The 20,860-nt window shown below is 44.1% G+C and carries 19 protein-coding genes and 1 pseudogene; 14 read left to right on the top strand and 6 right to left on the bottom strand.

Annotation, left to right across the window (positions count from 1 at the left end):
- Window positions 1–109: 109 nt before the first annotated feature.
- Window positions 110–1,438 (top strand): peptidoglycan DD-metalloendopeptidase family protein, encoded by a 1,329-nt coding sequence (locus IPP74_06270; GenBank protein ID MBL0318876.1) that lies wholly within the window; start codon window positions 110–112, stop codon window positions 1,436–1,438.
- Here the strand turns inward: IPP74_06270 and IPP74_06265 are convergent.
- Window positions 1,428–3,155, bottom strand: coding sequence for a hypothetical protein (locus IPP74_06265; GenBank protein MBL0318875.1), 1,728 nt, complete (start codon window positions 3,153–3,155; stop codon window positions 1,428–1,430). The genes IPP74_06270 and IPP74_06265 overlap by 11 nt on opposite strands.
- Window positions 3,156–3,533: 378 nt before the next feature.
- On the opposite strand from IPP74_06265, the gene mreD reads away from it, so the two are divergent.
- The 13 genes and pseudogenes from mreD (at window position 3,534) to IPP74_06200 (ending at window position 16,598) form a co-directional block, all read left to right on the top strand.
- The gene (gene mreD / locus IPP74_06260; GenBank protein MBL0318874.1) at window positions 3,534–4,067 is read left to right on the top strand and encodes a rod shape-determining protein MreD; all 534 of its coding nucleotides are present in this window, start codon (window positions 3,534–3,536) and stop codon (window positions 4,065–4,067) included.
- Window positions 4,057–5,820 (top strand): penicillin-binding protein 2, encoded by a 1,764-nt coding sequence (gene mrdA / locus IPP74_06255; protein MBL0318873.1) that lies wholly within the window; start codon window positions 4,057–4,059, stop codon window positions 5,818–5,820. Before mreD ends, mrdA begins: the two co-directional genes overlap by 11 nt.
- Complete coding sequence (gene rodA / locus IPP74_06250; protein MBL0318872.1) at window positions 5,817–6,944, top strand: rod shape-determining protein RodA; 1,128 nt, start codon at window positions 5,817–5,819, stop codon at window positions 6,942–6,944. Before mrdA ends, rodA begins: the two co-directional genes overlap by 4 nt.
- A gap of 9 nt (window positions 6,945–6,953) precedes the next feature.
- On the top strand, window positions 6,954–8,246 hold the full coding sequence (locus IPP74_06245; GenBank protein MBL0318871.1) for a D-amino acid dehydrogenase: 1,293 nt from the start codon (window positions 6,954–6,956) through the stop codon (window positions 8,244–8,246).
- Window positions 8,247–8,388: 142 nt separating this feature from the next.
- The gene (locus IPP74_06240; GenBank protein MBL0318870.1) at window positions 8,389–9,813 is read left to right on the top strand and encodes a hypothetical protein; all 1,425 of its coding nucleotides are present in this window, start codon (window positions 8,389–8,391) and stop codon (window positions 9,811–9,813) included.
- A 56-nt stretch (window positions 9,814–9,869) separates the two neighbouring features.
- Complete coding sequence (locus tag IPP74_06235; protein MBL0318869.1) at window positions 9,870–10,226, top strand: STAS/SEC14 domain-containing protein; 357 nt, start codon at window positions 9,870–9,872, stop codon at window positions 10,224–10,226.
- A gap of 319 nt (window positions 10,227–10,545) precedes the next feature.
- Window positions 10,546–11,151 (top strand): hypothetical protein, encoded by a 606-nt coding sequence (locus IPP74_06230; protein MBL0318868.1) that lies wholly within the window; start codon window positions 10,546–10,548, stop codon window positions 11,149–11,151.
- A 187-nt stretch (window positions 11,152–11,338) separates the two neighbouring features.
- A complete protein-coding gene (locus IPP74_06225) occupies window positions 11,339–12,322 on the top strand; it encodes an AAA family ATPase (GenBank protein ID MBL0318867.1) in 984 nt (327 codons plus the stop codon).
- A complete protein-coding gene (locus IPP74_06220; protein MBL0318866.1) occupies window positions 12,319–12,906 on the top strand; it encodes a BON domain-containing protein in 588 nt (195 codons plus the stop codon). The genes IPP74_06225 and IPP74_06220 overlap by 4 nt, the downstream gene beginning before the upstream one ends.
- Window positions 12,906–13,849 (top strand): annotated as a pseudogene (gene gshB / locus IPP74_06215) (glutathione synthase). The gene IPP74_06220 and the pseudogene gshB overlap by 1 nt, the downstream one beginning before the upstream one ends.
- A gap of 92 nt (window positions 13,850–13,941) precedes the next feature.
- Window positions 13,942–14,970 carry a Ppx/GppA family phosphatase gene (locus IPP74_06210; GenBank protein ID MBL0318865.1) on the top strand — a complete coding sequence of 343 codons (1,029 nt, stop codon included), beginning with the start codon at window positions 13,942–13,944 and terminating at the stop codon, window positions 14,968–14,970.
- Complete coding sequence (locus IPP74_06205) at window positions 14,918–15,637, top strand: RlmE family RNA methyltransferase (GenBank protein ID MBL0318864.1); 720 nt, start codon at window positions 14,918–14,920, stop codon at window positions 15,635–15,637. The genes IPP74_06210 and IPP74_06205 overlap by 53 nt, the downstream gene beginning before the upstream one ends.
- A gap of 28 nt (window positions 15,638–15,665) precedes the next feature.
- On the top strand, window positions 15,666–16,598 hold the full coding sequence (locus tag IPP74_06200) for a tyrosine recombinase XerC (protein MBL0318863.1): 933 nt from the start codon (window positions 15,666–15,668) through the stop codon (window positions 16,596–16,598).
- A 2-nt stretch (window positions 16,599–16,600) separates the two neighbouring features.
- Here IPP74_06200 and IPP74_06195 read toward each other — a convergent pair whose 3' ends face one another.
- Genes IPP74_06195 through IPP74_06175 form a run of 5 tightly spaced genes read right to left on the bottom strand, consistent with a single transcriptional unit; the run spans window position 16,601 to window position 20,785 of the window.
- Window positions 16,601–17,923: a hypothetical protein gene (locus tag IPP74_06195; protein MBL0318862.1), complete on the bottom strand. Its 1,323-nt coding sequence runs from the start codon at window positions 17,921–17,923 to the stop codon at window positions 16,601–16,603.
- A complete protein-coding gene (locus tag IPP74_06190; GenBank protein MBL0318861.1) occupies window positions 17,920–18,840 on the bottom strand; it encodes an ABC transporter ATP-binding protein in 921 nt (306 codons plus the stop codon). Before IPP74_06190 ends, IPP74_06195 begins: the two co-directional genes overlap by 4 nt.
- Window positions 18,841–18,869: 29 nt before the next feature.
- On the bottom strand, window positions 18,870–19,493 hold the full coding sequence (locus IPP74_06185) for a hypothetical protein (protein ID MBL0318860.1): 624 nt from the start codon (window positions 19,491–19,493) through the stop codon (window positions 18,870–18,872).
- On the bottom strand, window positions 19,487–20,191 hold the full coding sequence (locus IPP74_06180; protein ID MBL0318859.1) for a TPM domain-containing protein: 705 nt from the start codon (window positions 20,189–20,191) through the stop codon (window positions 19,487–19,489). Before IPP74_06180 ends, IPP74_06185 begins: the two co-directional genes overlap by 7 nt.
- Window positions 20,192–20,785 carry a LemA family protein gene (locus IPP74_06175; protein ID MBL0318858.1) on the bottom strand — a complete coding sequence of 198 codons (594 nt, stop codon included), beginning with the start codon at window positions 20,783–20,785 and terminating at the stop codon, window positions 20,192–20,194.
- Between the last annotated feature and the right edge of the window lie 75 nt (window positions 20,786–20,860).

Raw genomic sequence — 20,860 nt, 5'->3', positions numbered from 1 at the left:
TGCTCACATTGAGTTACTTTTGTCCGTTTCGCCTTGATGCCATGAGGAAATCCAGGTAAACACAAGTATAACTCATGCCACAGCCTTCGCTAAACCAAAGTAGGTGGTAATGAATATCATTCCTAAAAGACAGGCATTTTTTGTCGTCGCTTTTGTTGCTCTCTACCTGGTTACGGTTGGTATATTTCATATCAACAACCCTCAAGGCCAACCAAAGCATCTCTCTTCCCGCCCCTTTGTTTATCGCGCTGAAGCACCTGTTGCTGCATCCAACAGCGGCATTAAGCAGCTGGATGTCAAAGTTCGAAATGGCGATAATTTTGGCTCTATCCTTAAAGATGCCGGCATCAGCGATGAAGACAGCTACGCCGCACTTCAATCGCTAAAAAGCAAATATGATCCTACCCAACTTTCAATCGGTCAGGAAATCAAAATTACCCGTTATGACATTGACCGCAAAGCCCGACGTTACGAGTTACGCTCCCTCACCATCGTTCAAACCCCACAAATTAAGCACACCACTGTGCGCACCCATTCCGATGATTTTATAACGTCAACCACCATTGAGCCCACTGTTAAAAAGACATTTCATGCCGTAGCCGAAATTAAAGACAGCCTGTTTAATGCGGGCACTTCTGCCGGGATCCCTGTTAATATCCTTATGGAAATTATTAAATCGTATAGTTATGACGTTGATTTCCAGCGAGACATTAAACCCGGAGATAAACTAGAGATTTTATTTGATCGTTACTACACCGAAAGTGGGGAATGGGTACGAGATGGCAGTATTATGTACTCGTCATTACGTTTAGCCTCTGGTAAACCCCTGAATTATTATTATTTCCAAACCCCACAGGAATCAGGTTTTTATAATGAAAACGGCTTTTCCATTCGCAAATCCATCTTAAGAACCCCGATTAACGGCGCCCGCATTACCTCAGGTTTTGGCATGCGCATGCACCCATTACTGGGTTATACAAAAATGCATAAAGGCGTTGATTTTGGTGCGCCGGTTGGAACGCCTATTTATGCCGCAGGCGACGGTAAGGTCGTCAAAATTGGAGTCTATGGTGGTTATGGTAATTATATACAGATCAAGCATAACAATGAATTTTCAACAGCCTATGCCCATATTTCTCGTTTTGCCAAAAACGTGACTAATGGCGTTCGTGTTAAGCAAGGGCAAGTCATTGCCTATGTAGGCTCAACCGGAAGATCCACGGGCCCCCATCTGCATTTTGAACTGTTGCGCCTCTCTCAGCCTGTTGATCCCAAATCAATCAAGGCTGTGCCACAAATGCGCCTGGCTGGCAAAGATTTCAAACGTTTTGAAAATAATCGTGAGCATATTCATACCTTGCTCACCTCTTTGCCCAGTATGTCCAATATGGCCGAGGCCCTCCCTAATGCAACTGAGCCTAAAACATCTAAGCAATAATATCCATGTGTTGAATCGCGCGATGGAACTCAGCCTGTTCAATAAGGGGATTCTCCACCAGTGAGGTCACTCTATTAAATCGGATATCTCCCCGCAAATGGCTGCTGACTAATTGTTGGTCAAAAATCACTTTTATATCCTGTTGCATGGCCGAACTGATCTCACTCTCACTACGGATAATTAATTCTAAACGCTTTTGATTTTCGTCGCCAGAAATCAACCCATCAAATTGAATCTTACCTAAATCCTGCACATGGGCATTGACTACAAACCGTTGTTTTTTACCCTCATCCTCGGCTGATTCCGAATTTTTTCTTTTTTCCGGATAGGTTTTCATGAACATGGGCAATTGCAACACTTCATTTCCTTGTTGCCACGGAAATAATAACGTTTGCCAGTCGCGTGACAGCAATGAATGATCATAAACCATTTTTACAGCGTGAAATTCCTGATGCAGCTTATCATATAATTCGGCATGTCCGTTTAATCGCAGATGTGACTTTTGCTCTGTTGTAAGAAAATCATCCAACGAGCCACTCACGATCGCTTGAAGAAATTGAGTCGACGAGGTGATAGAAGCCGAAGATAGTTTTAAATGCCCCCCCTTTTCTGACTTCGTTTCTGCAGTCGACGGCAATGAGGACAACGCCTCAAGCAGCCGCTCAAATAACATCCACCTCACATCGCCGTTGTTTCCCAAAGGAAGATGCTCCATCATCGCATCGAATGCCTGGCTCACAGGAGGGCTAATCGCTGTAATACTTAGAATGATCTCCTCGTCCTGAGGAAAAGCGTTCGCTGGAATAACCAATGTGCCCACCGTTGTTCTAATTGAAAATACCATGGCATCTGGATGTTGTTTCAATGGGTTTTCTAACACAAATGTAGAATCTGTTTCTTCAGCCCCAGCACCTAAGAATACATTCGACGGATATGGTTGAATGCTTAGCTCAGCCTTCATATTCCCTGCAAACAAAAATTCCAGTCCAGCTTTTGGCAACCCGTGCGCCAGGGATTTATTAATGTTAAGCTCTGGAATTAACTGCTCATGATGCTTATCGCTGATAGTGGCCTCTAACCATGATTCTATGATATCCACATTTACATCCTTCAGCTGAGCAATCACCTGTTGTGGAGCAGTCGTCGTACTCATCTCTTCTAACGAAAGCACCTGTGCATGCAAACGATAGCCTTTAAGATCCCCAGCATTAGCTGGTGGCACACTATCGTCACTGACAGATCCAACGTCAACTCCCAATATAAAATCATCTATTGGCAAACCTGGTTGAGCCTGCAAAGGATCCGTGGCTTTTGGTTGAAAACTGCGAAGCGTCACCTCTGTCGTATACGATGGCGTTTGTAGCAAAGGGGATGCAGCTGGTTTCGCATTTATTTCGGCTTCAATGGATTGTTCAACATGATTAATTGTGGCAGGATCAAAATTAAGTGGCGACAACCTCACCCTGACAAGCGGACTATTTTCCACCCATTGGATATTGGCTACTGCTTTTTGTGCAATGGCATACGGAAGAAGAAAATCACCTTTGACCGTTTGGGCTATTGTTTGACTCTGCGCGGGATTGGGCGTAAGCACTGCATTTAAATGTGTACCTTTAGGAATTTGATTCATTAAAACCGAAAGTGGAAGCACGGGCACTAATCGCTGCCCAAGTACAGTTGTTAAATTGGGAACTAACTGCTGACCTGTTATTTCCATGTCTTTTTTCTATTCCCGTTCATTTTCTTTGATTCCCTTAATATTCAGAGTATAGATTTTGAGCTTCTATGGCAAACAGAAAATAATCAGAAACCTGCGCAGCATTTTATCAAGATAGCATAGATTATTTCCCTAATGGAAGGGTGTTTTAAATATTTTATCCCTTGGTTTTTAATCAAGCCCCTTTCCCACATGACAAACACTCTAAAACAGCATTCGGCTGCTTCGTAACATTGAACCTAAAAAGAGCCTTTAAAACTATTACAGGAACCATACGTGCTGAATATACCCTATTTTTAGGTTGAAAAAACAACCGCCATATAAATAGACATCTTGATCCAAGCTAGCTATAATACCTATAGGTCATAAGGTATTTTTTTGATAAGCATGAAATTTAAGCGTTTTCTCAAATCCTATTCCCTTCTGCACGCGCCAAAGCTTCTGCTGATCTTTTCGCTGTGCCTGGAAGCGCTCGTCCCGCCCATCCCTGGCATCATTGATTTTATGCCGTTGCTACTCATGATGATTGCCTTTTACTGGTCTATCTATCATCCCGAACGCCTTCCTTACCCTTTTTTATTTTTCATCGGGTTCTTCCAAGATATTATTTTTGATGAAATGTTAGGACTATCCTCTTTCATCCTTATTGTCTTTTCAGTCCTTTTAAGACGAACACAAAAAAAACTTATTCATCGCGGATTTTTAACTTTATGGTGCGTATTCTGTCTTTTGATTATGGCATTTGAAGCGTTGCGTCTGCTGATTTCGGCGTTTTCAAGCCCGTATGTCTACATGCTTGAAACCGTCCTCATGCAGGGCATCATCAGTGCCGCCTGTTACCCGTGCATTCATTTTCTGTGTAGCGGAATTTTAACCATTGAGCACGACAATAAACGACGCTATGCGAAATGAAATAAAGCGAAAAAAACAATTTAGTAGACGTGCCCTTGTTTTTGGAGGCGCTGCCGGCTGTTTGGTAACAGGTTTAATCAGCCGCCTTTATTATCTGCAAGTGATTAAGGGTGATAAGTACAGGACACTTTCCGATAGTAACAGCGTTAAACTGGCGATTATTCCGCCGCCAAGGGGGGTCATCCTTGATCGCCACAACCTCCAAATGGCTAAGAACCGAAATTTTTACCGAATCCTTTATTCCCCTAATAAGGCTATCGATTATCATAAAATTGTTGGAATACTCACCGACATTCTTAAGCTCACGCCTGAGCAGCAAAAAGTCATGTTGCTTAAAATCAAACGCAGCCCCCGCCTTACCGTTGAATTATACGACCACTTAACCTGGGAAGAATTAGCTCATCTCAATATCCGCTTACCCGACTTACCCGGCATTGAAATTGAAATGGGTAAAATGCGTGATTATCCGTTTGGAATGTCAGCCGCGCACCTGCTTGGCTATGTTGGTTCACTGGATAAAAAGCAACTCGAGGCAAATCCCTTTCTGAATCACCCCGATCTCAAAGTTGGCAAGAACGGCATTGAAAAAGCGCAGGAAGAAACACTCCGTGGCAAGGTTGGGGTCAGGCGTATGGAAATTGATGCCAGAGGCCTCACTATCCGGGAATTATCACGTGAAGAAAGTGTTATCGGCAACACACTCAAATTAACGATTGATTCTCGATTGCAAACCCATGCACAGCAGCACATGCAGAATAATGGAGCCCTTGTCATGCTGGACATCCCAACAGGTGATGTCCTGTGCATGTACTCATCCCCCAGCTACGATGCAAATCAATTTATATATCCCGATTATCTCAAATCCTTAATGCGTAACCCGCTTAAACCTTTTCTGAATCGCTGTATTTCAGCAACGTACCCACCAGGATCAACCTTTAAGGTTTCGGTAGCTTTGGCCGCCCTAGAAGCTGGGGTCATTGATGAAAATACCTCATTCTTCTGTGGTGGTGGCCTTGCACTGGGTAATCATTATTTTCATTGCTGGAAAGAAGACGGACATGGAACCATCTCTACCGTAAATGCAATCGCCCAGTCATGCGATACGTTTTTCTATAATACCGCACGGAAGCTTGGCATTGACCTCATGTCTGAGATGGCATTCAGGGTTGGCCTTGGCAAACGTACCGGTATAGAGCTTCCGAGTGAATATGCGGGTTTGATTCCCACAAGGCCTTGGAAAAAGAACGTGTTAAAACAGGAATGGCAGCAAGGCGATAATTTTAATACTGGAATCGGCCAAGGCTATGTTTCAACAACCCCGTTACAGCTGGCCCTTATGATTGCAAGGATTACCAGCAACAAACAGGTTGAGCCCCGCATTATCAAAGCAGCACATGCTCCTCAATTTTCCGATTTACATATTTCAGAAAAGAGCCGTGCAGTTGTTCGCAAGGGAATGGAGACAGTGGTTAATTCGCCGTTAGGCACAGCCTACGCACATCGTATCGAAGCGCCCGAATTTGCGATGGCAGGCAAAACAGGAACAGCTCAAGTCGTCTCCAAAAAGAATGAGGACAAAGTTGCCGAAAAAGAAACCCATGCTCTCTTTGTTGCTTACGCTCCCATGTCACACCCCCGTTATGCAATAGGGATTATCGCAGAACACGGAGGACACGGTGGAACAACCGCAGCTCCCATTGCAAAAGAAATGCTGACTAAAGCCCAGGAACTAAAGAGCGGAGAAACCTCATGACTCGATATGCACATCAGACGCTAAGCGATAAACTGCAAGCAGTTCCAAAGTTATTACTTCTTCTCATGACGGCCATCTCTGTTTTTGGATTTTTCATGATGTTTTCAGCAGCAGGCGGCAACATGTCGCCTTGGGCTTCACGACAGATATTTCGGTTCTTATTCTTTTTTATACTAATGATCGTCATTGCTATCACCGACATTAAAATATGGCTTCGTTATTCGTATGTTTTTTACCTGGCAGGATTAGTCATGCTGGTTGGCGTTGAAGTGGTGGGCTCAACTGTGATGGGTGCGCAACGCTGGCTTCGCATTGGGGCATTTTCTATTCAGCCTTCTGAAATCATGAAACTGGCCATGATTTTTGCGCTTGCCCGTTATTTTAACGGGTTACCTGGCCAGGAAGTTGAACATAATCTTCCCCTTTTGCCCGCTCTTGGCATTATTGGCATTCCCGTAGGATTGATTGCCCACCAGCCAGATCTTGGAACCGCGATGATTTTACTAATGGTCGGTGTCATTATCTTTTTTGCAGCAGGCGTGCAGATTTGGAAGTTCATAGCCGTAGGCGCTACCGGGCTTGCCTTCCTTCCCTTGGTATGGCTTAACCTCTATGATTATCAAAAAGAACGTATCCACACTTTTTTAAATCCTGAAGAAGACCCCCTCGGATCAGGTTATAATGTGCTTCAGTCGATTATCGCGATTGGTTCAGGTGGATTTTCCGGCAAAGGATTCATGCGAGGTTCACAAAGCCAGTTAAGCTTCTTACCAGAAAAACAAACCGACTTTATCTTTACGATGGTCAATGAAGAATTTGGCTTTCTGGGTGGCGTCTTTGCGCTGCTTTTATTTCTAGGCATCACCCTTTATGGTATTTATCTTGCTTCAAAAGTGAATAGCCAGTTTGGCCGCCTACTTGGTGCCGGCATTATTGGCATGCTCTTTCTGCATGTATTTATCAATGCTGGTATGGTGATGGGGTTATTACCGATTGTCGGGGTTCCTTTTCCATTGGTATCATACGGAGGAACAATTATGGGCGTAACCATGTTAGGGCTTGGGTTTTTAATGAATGTCTATATTCACCGCAATTCGACGCTTGATAATTATCGTGGGTTCTAGGAGACAAATATGCGTGTTGCAATCCTTGGTGCGGGTGTTATTGGTGTTACGACCGCTTACTACCTTGCAAAGTCAGGATATAAAGTAAGCGTCTTTGATCGTGCCCCCGGCAGTAGCCAAGAAACCAGCTATGCTAATGGCATTCAATTAAGTTACAGCCATGCCTCTCCCTGGGCCGAGCCAGGAGTGATTCCTAAAATTATCAAATGGTTTGGTGATGATGAGGCTCCTTTAGTGTTTCGTTTTAAACCTGATCTTTCCTTAATGCGCTGGGGGCTTTCCTTTCTTAAACAATCATCAAGTAAACACCACTTATATAATACCGCATCGATCTGGCGCCTTTCATCCTATTCGCGCTCTATTTTGCATGAGTTTCTCGCCCATGAATCGGTAGAATTTGATTATCTTCAGAAGGGTATTTTGCATATTTTTCAACATCAGGATGAATTAGATAACGCAATCAAACAAGCGCAATATCAAGAAAGCCTCGGCTGTGACTATGCATTGTTGAACCGCCAGGCCTGCTTTGAAAAAGAGCCCATCCTTGAACAAAGCCCTTATCCGCTGGCGGGAGCGATTTATTATCCCTTGGATGAAGTCGGCAATATCTTTACCTTTACTCAGAAAGTAACGGATATCTGTAAAACATTAGGTGTTACCTTCCATTTTAATACCACGATCGAATCACTTCATACACAACAGAATCGTGTGGTATCGATGAATACCAATCAGGGAGTTTTTGATTTTGACCTCTATGTAGTCGCACTGAGCGCCTATAGTGGCGCTTTAGTGCGCCCCCTTAAGATTCATCTGCCTATTTATCCGCTTAAAGGCTACACCCTCACTATTGCGGTTCCAGAGAATCATCCATTACCCCTCCCTGAATCAAGCATTACCGATGAAGCCAATAAAATTGTTTTTTCGCGTCTTGGTAACGCGCTCCGTGTTGCCGGCACCGCAGAAGTCGCTGGGTTTGATACCTCCATCCAGAAAAAACGGATTGAACTTATGAAAAAACAAACCGGCGATATATTTCCAGCTTACCAACACCTCATCCATCAACCTGGTGCCGTACAGGAATGGGCCTGTTTGCGCTCAAGCACTCCCTCAGGCGTTCCAATTATTGGTCAAAGCAGCTATTCAAATTTATATCTCAATACGGGTCATGGCTCCCTCGGATGGACGATGGCTATGGGTTCCGCTAAAATTTTACATGATTTAATGGTTCTTGGAAAATCTGAAATCCCCAGCGATACCTACGCTCCCCAAAAAACACACCATTCATCCCAAAAGAGCAGTTAGAACGTAGAGAGAGAGAAAGAGTCCGCCGAGCTGAATATACGCTATTTCAGTTAATGTATTTTAACCATTCTAAATGGATACAAAAGTTGTTGTTCGAATTCTCTTTTCTATTGTATCCTTATGTTAGCCATAAGGGGGATGCATGTCCAAAGATATAACTCCATTTTTTCCAAATTTATCCGGATCCAATGCCATTACACATATCTCTATAAAACAATGTCCAGGAATGTGGACCCTCATTTTTCCAGTTGCTGATGATGATAAGAAAGCTTTCGATTCTGCCATGAAAGATTTGGTAAGAGATGTCATTACGAGATTAGACCATAAAGATATTATTGAAGTGCGGATGGAACCCAATATGGTATCTGAATATCTGTTGCTGCTTGCGCGCCGACTCTATGTCATCAATGGCGAAAACAGGGTCGTTATATCACCTTGGAATTCCATAAAAATATCGATTCTGGATAGCGACAATAACATCATTGAGACCGTTGGCATAGACTCCTATCTCTGCGACCTTGCTGTTAATATCTCCATTATAAATGAGAAATTATTACGCACTCTGCTGCACCATATTGCAACGTCAAAAGATCAAGTGAAATGTATTTTCAGTCAGCGCATTAGCCAGCTCGACTGCGTTGAAGAAGGTTGCAAAGCCTATTCCTCTTTTTTAGAAACATGCGGTGCTTTTGAAGAATATATTGACCGTCTGTCTCGCAAAAAGCAACCTGATAGAATGTGGAAACATTTTATCCAAACACGCCATAATCAGTATCTGGATATGAGTTTGGGCATATTAGCCCAGCGGACACACGACATGTCTAACTTACCTATGGTAGAGCAACAATTTCAAAGCTTATATCTATTTTCTCAAAAGACTTATCGCGAAATAAGACTGATAAAAGCAATGATGAAACTTGACCAGCTGCAAATAAAGTACGATCAGTCATTTCACGATAAGGATAAATCAAAAAAACTGAGAAACCGATTACATCACGTCAAAAAGACCCTTGCTCACTTAAGTCATGACACATTTCACTCTCCCCGAATTTTGAACCCCAGAGAGCTTGACTTGATCAATGACCAAGACTCACCGGAATCGTCTGCCCTGAGCATGGATTTACAAATCTCATTATCCACACCATGGGATATGGGCACGGCTCAACATAACCTCAATCGTTTTCTCCGCGCTGCTGATAGGTACTTTGTTCCCAAAGAAACCCTGACTCTTTGGTTTAGTTACCTGCATCCCTTACTTGATATTGGCATATTGAACCAAGAAAACCTAGCCTATCAAAAACGTTTTGATGATTTCATGCTCAGGCACAATATCAAAACAGAAGAGTCTGCTCAAACAAGTCATCGATCACACTGGCTTTCCACTATTATAACGTTTCCGTTTCCAAGGAAAAAGCCCATAGGGCCTACACCGGTTATTTTAGCCCCATCCCACACGGATGCGGAAGAGGCAACAGCCACCTCCCAAAAATACCGCTCAAGAAACGTCCGTTTTCTGGCCAAAAGCGCCTCATCAAAAGAAAGGACAGTGTCTGGCATTCCCCGTTAATCAATTCACCACCTTTTGAGGCTATAATGGAAAGGAAGACAAGAAAGGAAATGCGTATGATTAGCTTTGAGTATCTATCCAGGAACATCGTTAAAGTTACGATTCAGGGCAAAGTGCAGATAGGCGATTTTTCAGCCATAACCCCGCAAATCGATAACGTAATCCAGCAATCTGGGAAAATCCGTATCTTGGTCGATGGCAGCCTGTTTAAGGGCTGGCAAAGCGCACGCGCCTTTCAGGAACACATCCATTTTGTTATGCTCCGCCACCGAAAAATCCAGCGCGTAGCGATTATTCCTGGCGCATTATGGCAATATGCCATGATCAATATGGCCAAAAGGTTTGTGACATTTGAGATGAAGATCTATAAACGCAAACACATAGAAGAAGCACAAACATGGCTTCTTAGCTAGTGCTTTAATTCATACACTTCTTTTAGGTTTAGCCTTGCTAGAGCGCATGCTTCAGCCAAACGTTAGGGTTCTTCAATTAAATCTATATTGACTTTATGGGGTTTAATCCCTATAATTCCTATATAGTTTAAGCAGAAGGAGTTTGAAAATGCACCCATCTACCCTTTTTGACATCACTGCCTTTGTCACAATCGTTTTTTTTCACGGCGCTTGTTGTTGCCTGCCCATGAGGCCTTCTATGAGTTTTTGCTCATAATTCACAGCAACCACACCATCCAGGAAAGAGGACTTTATTTCATATAGTTAAGAAGGAATTACGATGCCAGGATCTAGAAATATACTTAGACAACCAGAAGACTGGTTTGTTCAATTACACAAAAAACACGTCCAGGAAAACAGGAAAGACAAACTTGTTGAAAAATACCTTAACCAATTGCATGGCATGAGGTGGTATCAGCAACTTTCACCGGCAATAAAAAAAGAAGTATGGAACCACTTGCACACCAAGTTGCATGAAGAGGTAAAACGCGCAGGAACCATATCGGAATATAGCTATGCCAGGGCTGCTCTGAGGCGTGGGGTCATCGCGGCAATCGTTACCGCTGGCGTGATGACACCACTTGCCTTCTTGATTGGCGGATTTACCCTGGGTATTGGACTTCTTGTTCCTCTTGTTGGCGCAGCGGTTGCTTTTGGCTTGGTGATGGGAACAGCTTTTATCAATTACGCTCAGCGTATCGAAGCCGGCGTTAAAGGAACCTTTGATTTGCATACGGACAATCATGTCTCACTCCTTAAGGACCTTGCAACCAAGAGGCAAACAAAGGCGTTTCAGAATGAGCTTGCAAAGATCAAAGACAAAAAAACCTTTGTGGAGCGATTATATGAACAACGACAAAACATAGGCTTATCGGTAAATGCCTAATAGGTCCTGCTGTAGAGTTTATTCACTCTTCCCAAGCGCGAACCGTGAACCGCAGACATAATATTATGAAACAAGAAAAATCTAGAGCACGACATATTGGGCATTTACCAATCATAAACACTTTCCTCTCAAACTCTTAACATGACGCATGTACATCACGTCAAAAAAAGTCTATTATAAGGGAGTTATGGCACATCATTCCTACATCATCGTTATTGGTAATGAGAAAGGCGGATCAGGTAAAACCACCACCGCAATCCATTTAATCATGAGCTTATTGAAACTTGGATTTACGGTCTGCAGTATCGATACCGATCCGCAGCGTTCACTCACCAGTTATATTGAAAATCGTCAGCAGACGATTATTAAGCAAAATGTGCAATTACCTTTTCCTCGTCATTTTATGATTAAGCAAAGCCCCTTCAAAAATGCAGTCGAAAGTGAAGCCGACGAAAGCAACCGGTTACTTGCTGCTATCAGTAAAGGCCTGGAGACATCTGACTTTATTGTGATTGACACACCAGGAAGTGATAATTTCATGTCACGCTTGGCTCACTCCTATGCCGATACCGTCATTACACCGGTAAATGATAGTTTCATGGATCTGGATGTGCTTGCCAAAGTAGATAATGGCAAACTTGATATTGAACGCCCTGGACGCTATAGCCAGATGATTTGGGAAGTAAAGCTGCAAAAAGCCAAACGGAATCGCGGTCAGATTGACTGGGTGGTGATGCGCAACCGTCTTCTTAATTTAGACGCTAAAAATAAACGGCATGTGGCGACGGTATTAACCAATTTATCCAAACGATTTGGTTGCCGAATTGTTCCTGGGTTCAGTGAGCGTGTTATTTTTAAAGAATTATTTTTAAGCGGTCTTACCTTGCTGGATGTAACCGATTCCAGTTTAGATGTAAAACTTAATTTATCTCACGTAGCCGCACGGCAGGAGCTGTTCCGTTTTATCGAATCGCTCAATATTCCATTTTTAAAAGGGAAATTAAAACTTTCCGCCTTGCTGCATAATAGTCACCAGGGTGGGCCTGAATCAACGCCTCTTCATGACCTGGCTCCGCAGAATATGTTTATCAAATCAACTCTGGAGAGTATGGACACCTTACGCAGCTTGCGTTATAATCTGAACAATGTTTTTCAAAAGGAAACGGCATGACCCTCATTTCAAAAATCAACCTTACACTTACACTCGGCGTCTTAACAATGTTATCGCTTAATGGATGCGTTCCGGTAGTCGGAGCTGCGGCAGCAACCACAGGGGTTTTTGCTTCGCAAGACCGTACTGTAGGCAATGCTATCGACGACAAAACCACGTGGGCAAAGATTAAAGACCAATATATTCAAAGCCCAGATCGCCAGTTGCTTTCTGGCGTCAATGTCGAAGTGATAGAAAACCGCGTCTTACTTTCTGGAAGCGTTGACACACAAGAATCCGCACTTAAAGCAGTTGAATTGGCCTGGAAAGTTACCAGTGTAAAAGAGGTCATTAATGAGATTCAAATTCGCAAAAAGAGCGCAAAGAACTTTGCCATTGATAGCTGGGTAACCACACAGGTTAAATCAAAATTATTAGCCAACGAAAATGTACGCTCCATTAATTATCATGTCGAAACCGTCAATGGCGTTGTGTATTTATTTGGTTTGGCCAAAAGCCAGAGCGAGCTTGAAGCGGCAACCAAAAGCGCCAGCACCGTTCCTGAAGTTAAAAAAGTTGTCAGTCACGTTCGGATACAAAAATAATGGCTATCATTGCCGTTCAAATGGACCCTATTGAGTCCATCAACATCAAAACAGACACCACGTTTCTGTTGGCGCTTGCCGCCCAGAAACGTGGTCACCGGCTTTATTATTACCAGGCAAAAACCCTGTCCTTCGAAAATAATACGATTACTGCCCTGGCTTATCCGATTACCGTTAAAAACATCGAAGGCGCACATTATACACTTGGAAAGTCTGAGCGGCTTGATTTGGCCAAAACAGATGTTGTGTTAGTACGCCAGGACCCACCCTACGATATGGCCTACTTGACTTCGTGCCATTTGCTGGAGCATATTGAGAAACAAACCGTTATTGTGAATAACCCTAAAGCCATTCGCAATTCTCCGGAAAAACTTGCCATTCTCCAATTTTCCGACCTTATCCCACCCACGCTCATTTCAACCGATAAAGAAACTATCCTTGCGTTCCTGGAATCGCACCATGATATCATTTTAAAACCCCTTTATGTCTGCGGTGGCACCGATGTGTTTCGTGTTAAAGAAGGCGACGCCAATACGATAGCGCTTATGGATATTTTACTTACCAAATACCAGCTACCGCTGATTGCACAAACTTACATTCCAGAAGTTACCAAAGGGGATAAACGGGTTATATTAATTGATGGCGACCCGGTAGGAGCCATTTTACGAGTACCCAAGGCCGGCGAAACCAGGGCCAATCTTCACGTCGGTGGCAAGGCTGCCCAAACCGAGTTGACCGCCCGTGATACGTTCATTTGCCGCCGCATTTCTGGCTATCTGCGGGAACAGGGTCTATTCCTTGCCGGCATTGACATTATCGGCGATTTTTAACCGAAATCAACGTCACCTCCCCTACCGGATTCCACGAAATTAACCATTTTAACCACAGCTCACTAGAAGAGACCTTCTGGGACAGGCTAGAGCCACACATTCCCTCCCGTTAATAAATTTTGTCATAAATTTACGAAATAGCTGATTTTAACAAGATTTTCTGGTAAGATACCCCTCAATAATCGTATGTAACAGGAACTCAGGTATGTTTGAAGGGCGGCAACCCTCCAAAATTTATGCTGCCATTGACCTTGGCACAAATAATTGCAGGTTGTTAATTGCAGCCTATGTTGGCGGCCAACTTGTTGAAATTGACCGGTTTTCTCGTATTGTCCGTTTGGGTGAGGGAATCACCTCCCATAATGTCCTTTCTCGCGAGGCAATGTCCCGCGCATTAGATGCTCTTCGTGTCTGTTACCGCAAACTTTCCATGTATCAGCTTGATGGGTTTCGTTTTGTTACAACGCAAGCCTGCCGTCTTGCCGACAATGCCGATGATTTTATCGAGCGGGCCCAGCGCGAAGCTTATATCAACCTTGAAATTATCTCCACCGAAGAAGAAGCTAAGCTTGCCTTTATGGGGTGCGCTTCCTTAATACGCCGTCCTAAAAAAGACGTCTTGTTGATTGATATTGGCGGAGGCAGTACCGAATGCGTGTGGGGCCGTTTTAACGAAGACAATGCGTTCTCTATCATCGGCTGGTTTTCACTTCCCTGTGGCGTCATGACACTCTCAGAACTCTTCAACGAAGACCAAGATACGGATTGCCATTATGAGCAAATGCTGAGTCATGTCCTGTCTATTTTAGCCGACAACGACCAGACACCCTGGGGTAGCCATGCATTTGCCGATGTTGATATGCAGGTTATTTGTGCCTCTGGAACCATTACCACCCTCACAGCCGTGTACCGTAACTTGGAACGCTATAACCGCTCAGAAATCGATGGCTTACACCTAACGACCACCCAAATTAATGATGCCATTAATATGATCAAACTCATGAACCGGCAAGAACGCACCGATCATCCTTGTATCAGCTCCGACAGGGCTGATTTGATGTTGCCAGGATGCGCGATTTTACAGGCTATTTATCAACATTGGGATATACCATTGATGACTGTAGCCGACCGGGGAGTACGTGAAGGGATCATTTATTCCCTCGTCAATCAGGACATTGCCCATGAACAAGCAGCTAGGAAAAAACAAACCGCGCGCAGTGAGGCGGTTGACTAAAACCGTTAAAACGGCAAAAGGTCGTAAACTCTCTTCAACCTTGTGGTTACACCGCCAACTGAACGATCCTTACGTGGCACAAGCCAAGGAAGATGGTTACCGTTCGCGTGCCAGCTATAAGATCAAGGAGGTCCAGGAAAAATTCCATATATTCAAGCCGGGCTCCCATGTCGTCGATATTGGTAGTGCACCAGGCGGCTGGTGCCAGGTTGCATCCGAATATATCGCTAAAAATCCAAACAAGCCCGGTATGGTCTATGCCATCGATATCTTAGAAATGCCTCCTATTCCAGGCGTTACGTTTATCCAAGGCGATTTTACCAGCGAAACGGTTCGTCAACAATTTCACTCCAGCATAAGCGAACCTATTGATGTCGTGATGAGCGATATAGCGCCTTCTACCTGTGGCAATCCGCAAATAGACCATCTGCGTTGTGTTGCCATGTGCGAAGAAGCACTTTTTTTTGCTTTGGATGTTCTCAAACCCAACGGGCATTTTGTGGCTAAGATTTTTCAAGGCGGCGAAGAACCTATTTTCTTCAATTTGCTGCGTCAGCATTTCAAAGAAGTAAAACGGTTTAAACCGCAAGCAAGCCGTGTAGGTTCACCAGAAATTTACCTTGTTGCGCTACATAAGAAATCAGCGGTTCCACCTTCGACCACCTAATTGCCACTCATTTAGAGGATAGGTTGACATGTCTGCATTGCACATTCCGGAAATCCTGGACGAATGGTCTGAATACCTAACGCATGAACGGCGTTATTCCAGGCACACCCTGGATAATTACCTGCGCGATGTACGACAGTTCCTTGCTTTTTTGCAGCAACATCGGGGGCAAGAAACATCGGTTGATGCATTGGTCAAACTCGAATTACCTGTTTTTCGTGCGTGGTTAGTGTACCGCAATAAAGAAACCTATCATTTCCGGGCAACCGCACGCGCCGTATCATCGGTAAGAAATTTTTTCCGCTACCTTGCCAAATTTCATGATCAGGTAAACCCTCATATTCAAAAACTAAAAACACCGTCTATTCCAGAAGCATTACCTCGTGCCTTGTCGATCAATGAAAGTAAAAAAACACTGGATGAGGCGATGACCATGGACGATGAGCCGTGGGTGAATGCTCGCAATCATTGCCTTGCATTGCTGCTCTATGGTTGTGGGCTGCGTATCAGTGAAGCATTATCCCTTACCAAACGAACCGTATCTAAAACGCACACACTGCATATTGTGGGTAAAGGCAATAAAGAACGTCAGGTGCCTCTGTTGCCGATCGTCCGGCTGGCACTGGATGACTATCTTGCGCAGTGCCCCTTTCCCATTAGCATTGATGATGTCATTTTTAAAGGGGTGCGGGGGAAACCTTTACGCCCAGAAATTTTTCAAAAACTTCTGCGGGATATCCGCAAACTCTACCAACTCCCCAATACGGTAACACCGCATGCATTGCGCCATAGTTTTGCTACCCACTTGTTAGTGAACCATCCTCCCGGCATGGATCCCTTGCGTTTTATCCAGCAATTGCTTGGGCACGCCTCCCTGGCAACAACACAGCGTTATACTAAAATTGACAGTGACTATTTATTAGCAGCTTATCAAAAAACACATCCACGTGCAGGTGGGTAACGTTACTGCGCCTTCTGCCAATATTGACGCCATTTTCGTATAATGCCCACCACGACAAGTATCGCCTGTATATAACCAGAAACAACCGGCGTCATATCAGTGCTGATAAAGTTAGGTAATTTAAGAGGAATAAACAGCTTCGCAATTCCCCCCATATGCAGCACACCAAACAAGCTCGGCACAATCGCATATAAGACAAACAGATAAAATAAAGTAACGATTGCTGGACTGCGGCCATTGGGTGTTAACCGAAAATAATGGAGTATGGCAATGTCACGCAACATAAATCCAAGCATCGATAGTAATATAAGAGACCGTGTTTGTTGATCTTCTTGATGACCAATCAGCGATATAACCGTGACAACCAGGCATACACAAAGACTCGGAATCCAGCGTGGCACAGCATAAAGAAACGTTGCTTTGGCATTTTCTTTCCAGGCATTAAGGCATTTGCGATAACGGATTCCATCCCATACATCCATGAATGCAATCACGTACGTCCAGCTTAAGGCAATGAATGCTGCCGATGAAAGCAAAACAGGGGCTTCACCAGCAGTGTAAAACCCAGGAAAATACACCATACAAAAAATAAGAAAAGCGAGCCAATACCAAGGCGTGTTATGCATCCGCAACTGTAGGCGCAATAAACAATAAATCCCGAGCAGCAGCCACATCAAAAGCAGCAAGGTGGTGATATTGGCAAAAATCACGCTTGATAATGTCACCCCATACCACGACATCATCGGCGCGGCTTTGATTCCCCAAAACTCAGTATGATCGATTGCAAGGATGGTTGAGGCTCCGTAGGCTCCGAGGATAAGGCCGCCAATATAGGCGGCATTCACCCCGAATCTTGCTTTTACATGTGGCCTTCCCTGCAACTGCACCAGGCTGAAGAAAAGCGAACCAACGTGGCAAAGGAGGCCGCCCATTACATAAGCCCCGACAATCTGCAAGGCAGACCCCGTGGCTTCTTCCATAGGAAAAACCAGCACAAATATCGCAAGTGCACATAATCCGCCATACCACATAAAAATAGTACTGCCGAGCAATTTGCCCCAGCTTAAATTCCAGGGAGTCACCGAGGATAACCGTTGGAAATCCCAGGTGTTTTCTTGTATTTCTTCAATGACCACCTCGCATGCCCTACGCCCGCCCCATAACCCGATTAATACCAGATAAATGGTCGACATCATGTGCGAAGCAAAATGAAACTGAAACGCTATATAGGCAATAACACTGATTACCAGCGGCATCATTACAAGACGATGGGGGGTTAATTCTGACCAGCTATAACGCTGTATATGAGGATTAAGCTGCATCATAACGGATTTCCTTTTTGCGTTAATGACAGATAAATATCCTGCAATTTCTGTTTTTGAAGTTGAAATGACATCACAGGAATATCCTGTTCTATCAGCCTCTTTAAAAATTCATGATGTTGGGCTTCTGTCATGTTCAATTCAATATAGATTTCGCGACCTTGTGTTTTAACACCAAGAACCTCAGGCATATTTTTTATTTTATCTTCAAATGCCACGGCATCCTCAGGTAATGTCAGCATAATCAGGCTGGTGTCTTTATTGGCAGGCTGCGACAAACGATGTTCGACCACTTCGCCATCGCGCAGTACCAGCATGTCGGTACAATAATCTTCGAGTTCAGCCAGAATATGCGACGACACAAGCAACGTCATCCCTTCGTTATTTAGTGTCTTAAACAGGTGTGATAATTCAGTGCGTGCTTCAGGATCAAGTCCTGATGCAGGTTCATCCAACAGCACTAATTGTGGTCTATGTACAAGCGACATAGCAATGCCTAAACGTTGGCGCCAACCGCGTGAGAGGACACGTGATGAAGAATGTAAATACGAGGTCAGTCCCACACATTGCGCTGCCCATAAGACTTGTTTTTCTATCGTATTTTGCGGCAATTGATGGATGCGGGCAATGAACATTAAATTCTGATAAACGGTAAGGTCGTGATAGACCCCAAAAAAATCAGACAGATAACCAAGCATCTGATGCGCACGACGCGGATGCTCAACCACATTGACACCATTGACAGTAATCTGGCCTGAAAATGGTTCATCAAGCGCCGCAATGCACCGCATCAAGGTTGTTTTCCCTGCACCATTTGGCCCAACAAGTGCCGTTATGCTTCCTGAAGGTATGTCAAACGACACATTATTCAGTGCACGCTTACTGGGATATTCAACATATAATTTTTCGACATGGATCATAACCATCCTATTATTTTATAAATAGTGCACTATTTCCGCATGACAACCACATCGGTTTTTAATAAATCGGCACCACCATCATCAGGAAAGTGAGGCACAAGTAACTGAGTGGCTGCGTCAATAGCCGTTACGCAGGATTGGGTTAATCCCTGTAAGCGGATAGACGCGGTTAAGTTGCGAATGACTTCATTCCATTGTTCGTCAGAAATCATCTCACGCACAACCTGATTGGGCACTATCTGAACATAATGTTCAGCCAGCGAAACATAGAGTAATAGCACAGGAGTTTTGGCTGGCACCTGCCGCGAAAGAGTTACGTATTCTTCACATGCACGACGGCTAGCTCGTTGCGTACGAATATGTTTAGGAATCAAAAAAGCCCCCCCCATACCAACCCAAGGGATCACCGCAACTAATCCAATAACAGCCAGTTGAACAACCAGAAGCATCGGAAAATGTATTATTCTTTCGTTAACCCACAACAGCGCTGCAACCAGCGTTCCCAACATCAACCCATAGACCAGAATAAAGCTATGGTACACGTCACTAGCGCGGGCAATAATCGTGACTAATTCGGCACTGGTTTGTTCTTCCGCTTTTTGCGTAGCCAGCGATATCGCATCTTTATCCAGTTGTGAAAATAGATTTACCATGATCCTGATGACCCTCCTCCACCAAAACTACCACCGCCACCGCTAAAGCCACCGCCTCCCCGACCATGACCACCACCAAAACGCATGCTGGAAAAGAATAAGAGCGCTAGCACCGGATGCCGAATACAGAAATAGATAAAAAACAGCAGAAATATAACCGCCAATAGCGTATGTAATTTGCTAACTGGTCGTTGCTGGACAGATTCGAGTCCTGCCGGCATACCTTTACCACCCAATACCGAAACAATAGCGTTGGTTCCATCGACAATGCCTTGTTCTAGTTTACCAGCACGAAAAGCCGGCAAAATAATACTATGAAGGATCACGCTTGATTTGGCATCGGTGAGTTCGCCTTCTAATCCATAACCTACTTCAATCCTTATTTTGCGATCCGTCGGTGCAACAATCAGCAATACACCATTATCTTTGTCCTTTTGGCCTATGCGCCAGTGACGCCCTAATTGATAACCGTAATCTTCAATACTGGTACCTTGAAGTGAAGAAAGCGTCACCACCACCACTTGATTGGTAGTTCCTCGCTCATAATCAGCGAGCATCGCATCTAACGCCTGCACGGTGTTTGCAGATAGAATATGGGCATCATCTACCACACGCCCTGTTAGCGCCGGGAATTGCGGTGCCGCAATCGCCACAGCGCTGATGAATAAGGCGGTGATAAAGGATAATAAACGTGTCATCTAGAATTTCACGGCTGGTGGTTTTTCAGATCCTTGCGTTGCTGCAAAGGTTTGTTTTGGTTTAGCGCCGTAAAATTTAGCCCAGATTATACCCGGGAATGTGCGCACTCTTACATTATAGAACTGCACTGTTTCGATATAATCTTTACGCGCAACGGTGATGCGGTTTTCAGTGCCTTCAAGCTGCGATTGCAATGCCAGGAAATTTTGGTTAGCTTTTAAATCCGGATAACGTTCCGCCACCACCATTAAGCGTGAGAGTGCCGAAGATAATCCTCCTTGCGCCTGTTCGAATTGTTTAACCGCCGCTGGATTGCTCAGCATTTCTGGAGTCAGTGTCACTTTGGTTGCATTAGCACGCGCACTGATCACATCCGTCAATGTTTTTTGTTCAAAATTGGCATAACCCTTTACCGTTTCAACCAAATTTGGGACCAGATCGGCACGTCGCTGATATTGGTTCTGCACTTCAGCCCACGACGCATTCACTTTTTCATCGAGTTGCGGAATGGTATTCATGCTACCAACGATGGACGAACCAAAAATGGCCACAATCACAACGATGGCAATAATAACTAAATATTTAGGATTCATATCGACCTCTTAGATTTTAAACTTATTTTATATATAGGTGCAAGACACAGGGAAGTCAATGAGCGGACATCTTAA

This window comes from Alphaproteobacteria bacterium, assembly GCA_016722515.1.
GTDB lineage: Bacteria > Pseudomonadota > Alphaproteobacteria > Rickettsiales > JADKJE01 > JADKJE01.
Note: the sequence above shows the minus strand (reverse complement) of the source record. Positions and strands in the feature narration are given on the sequence as shown.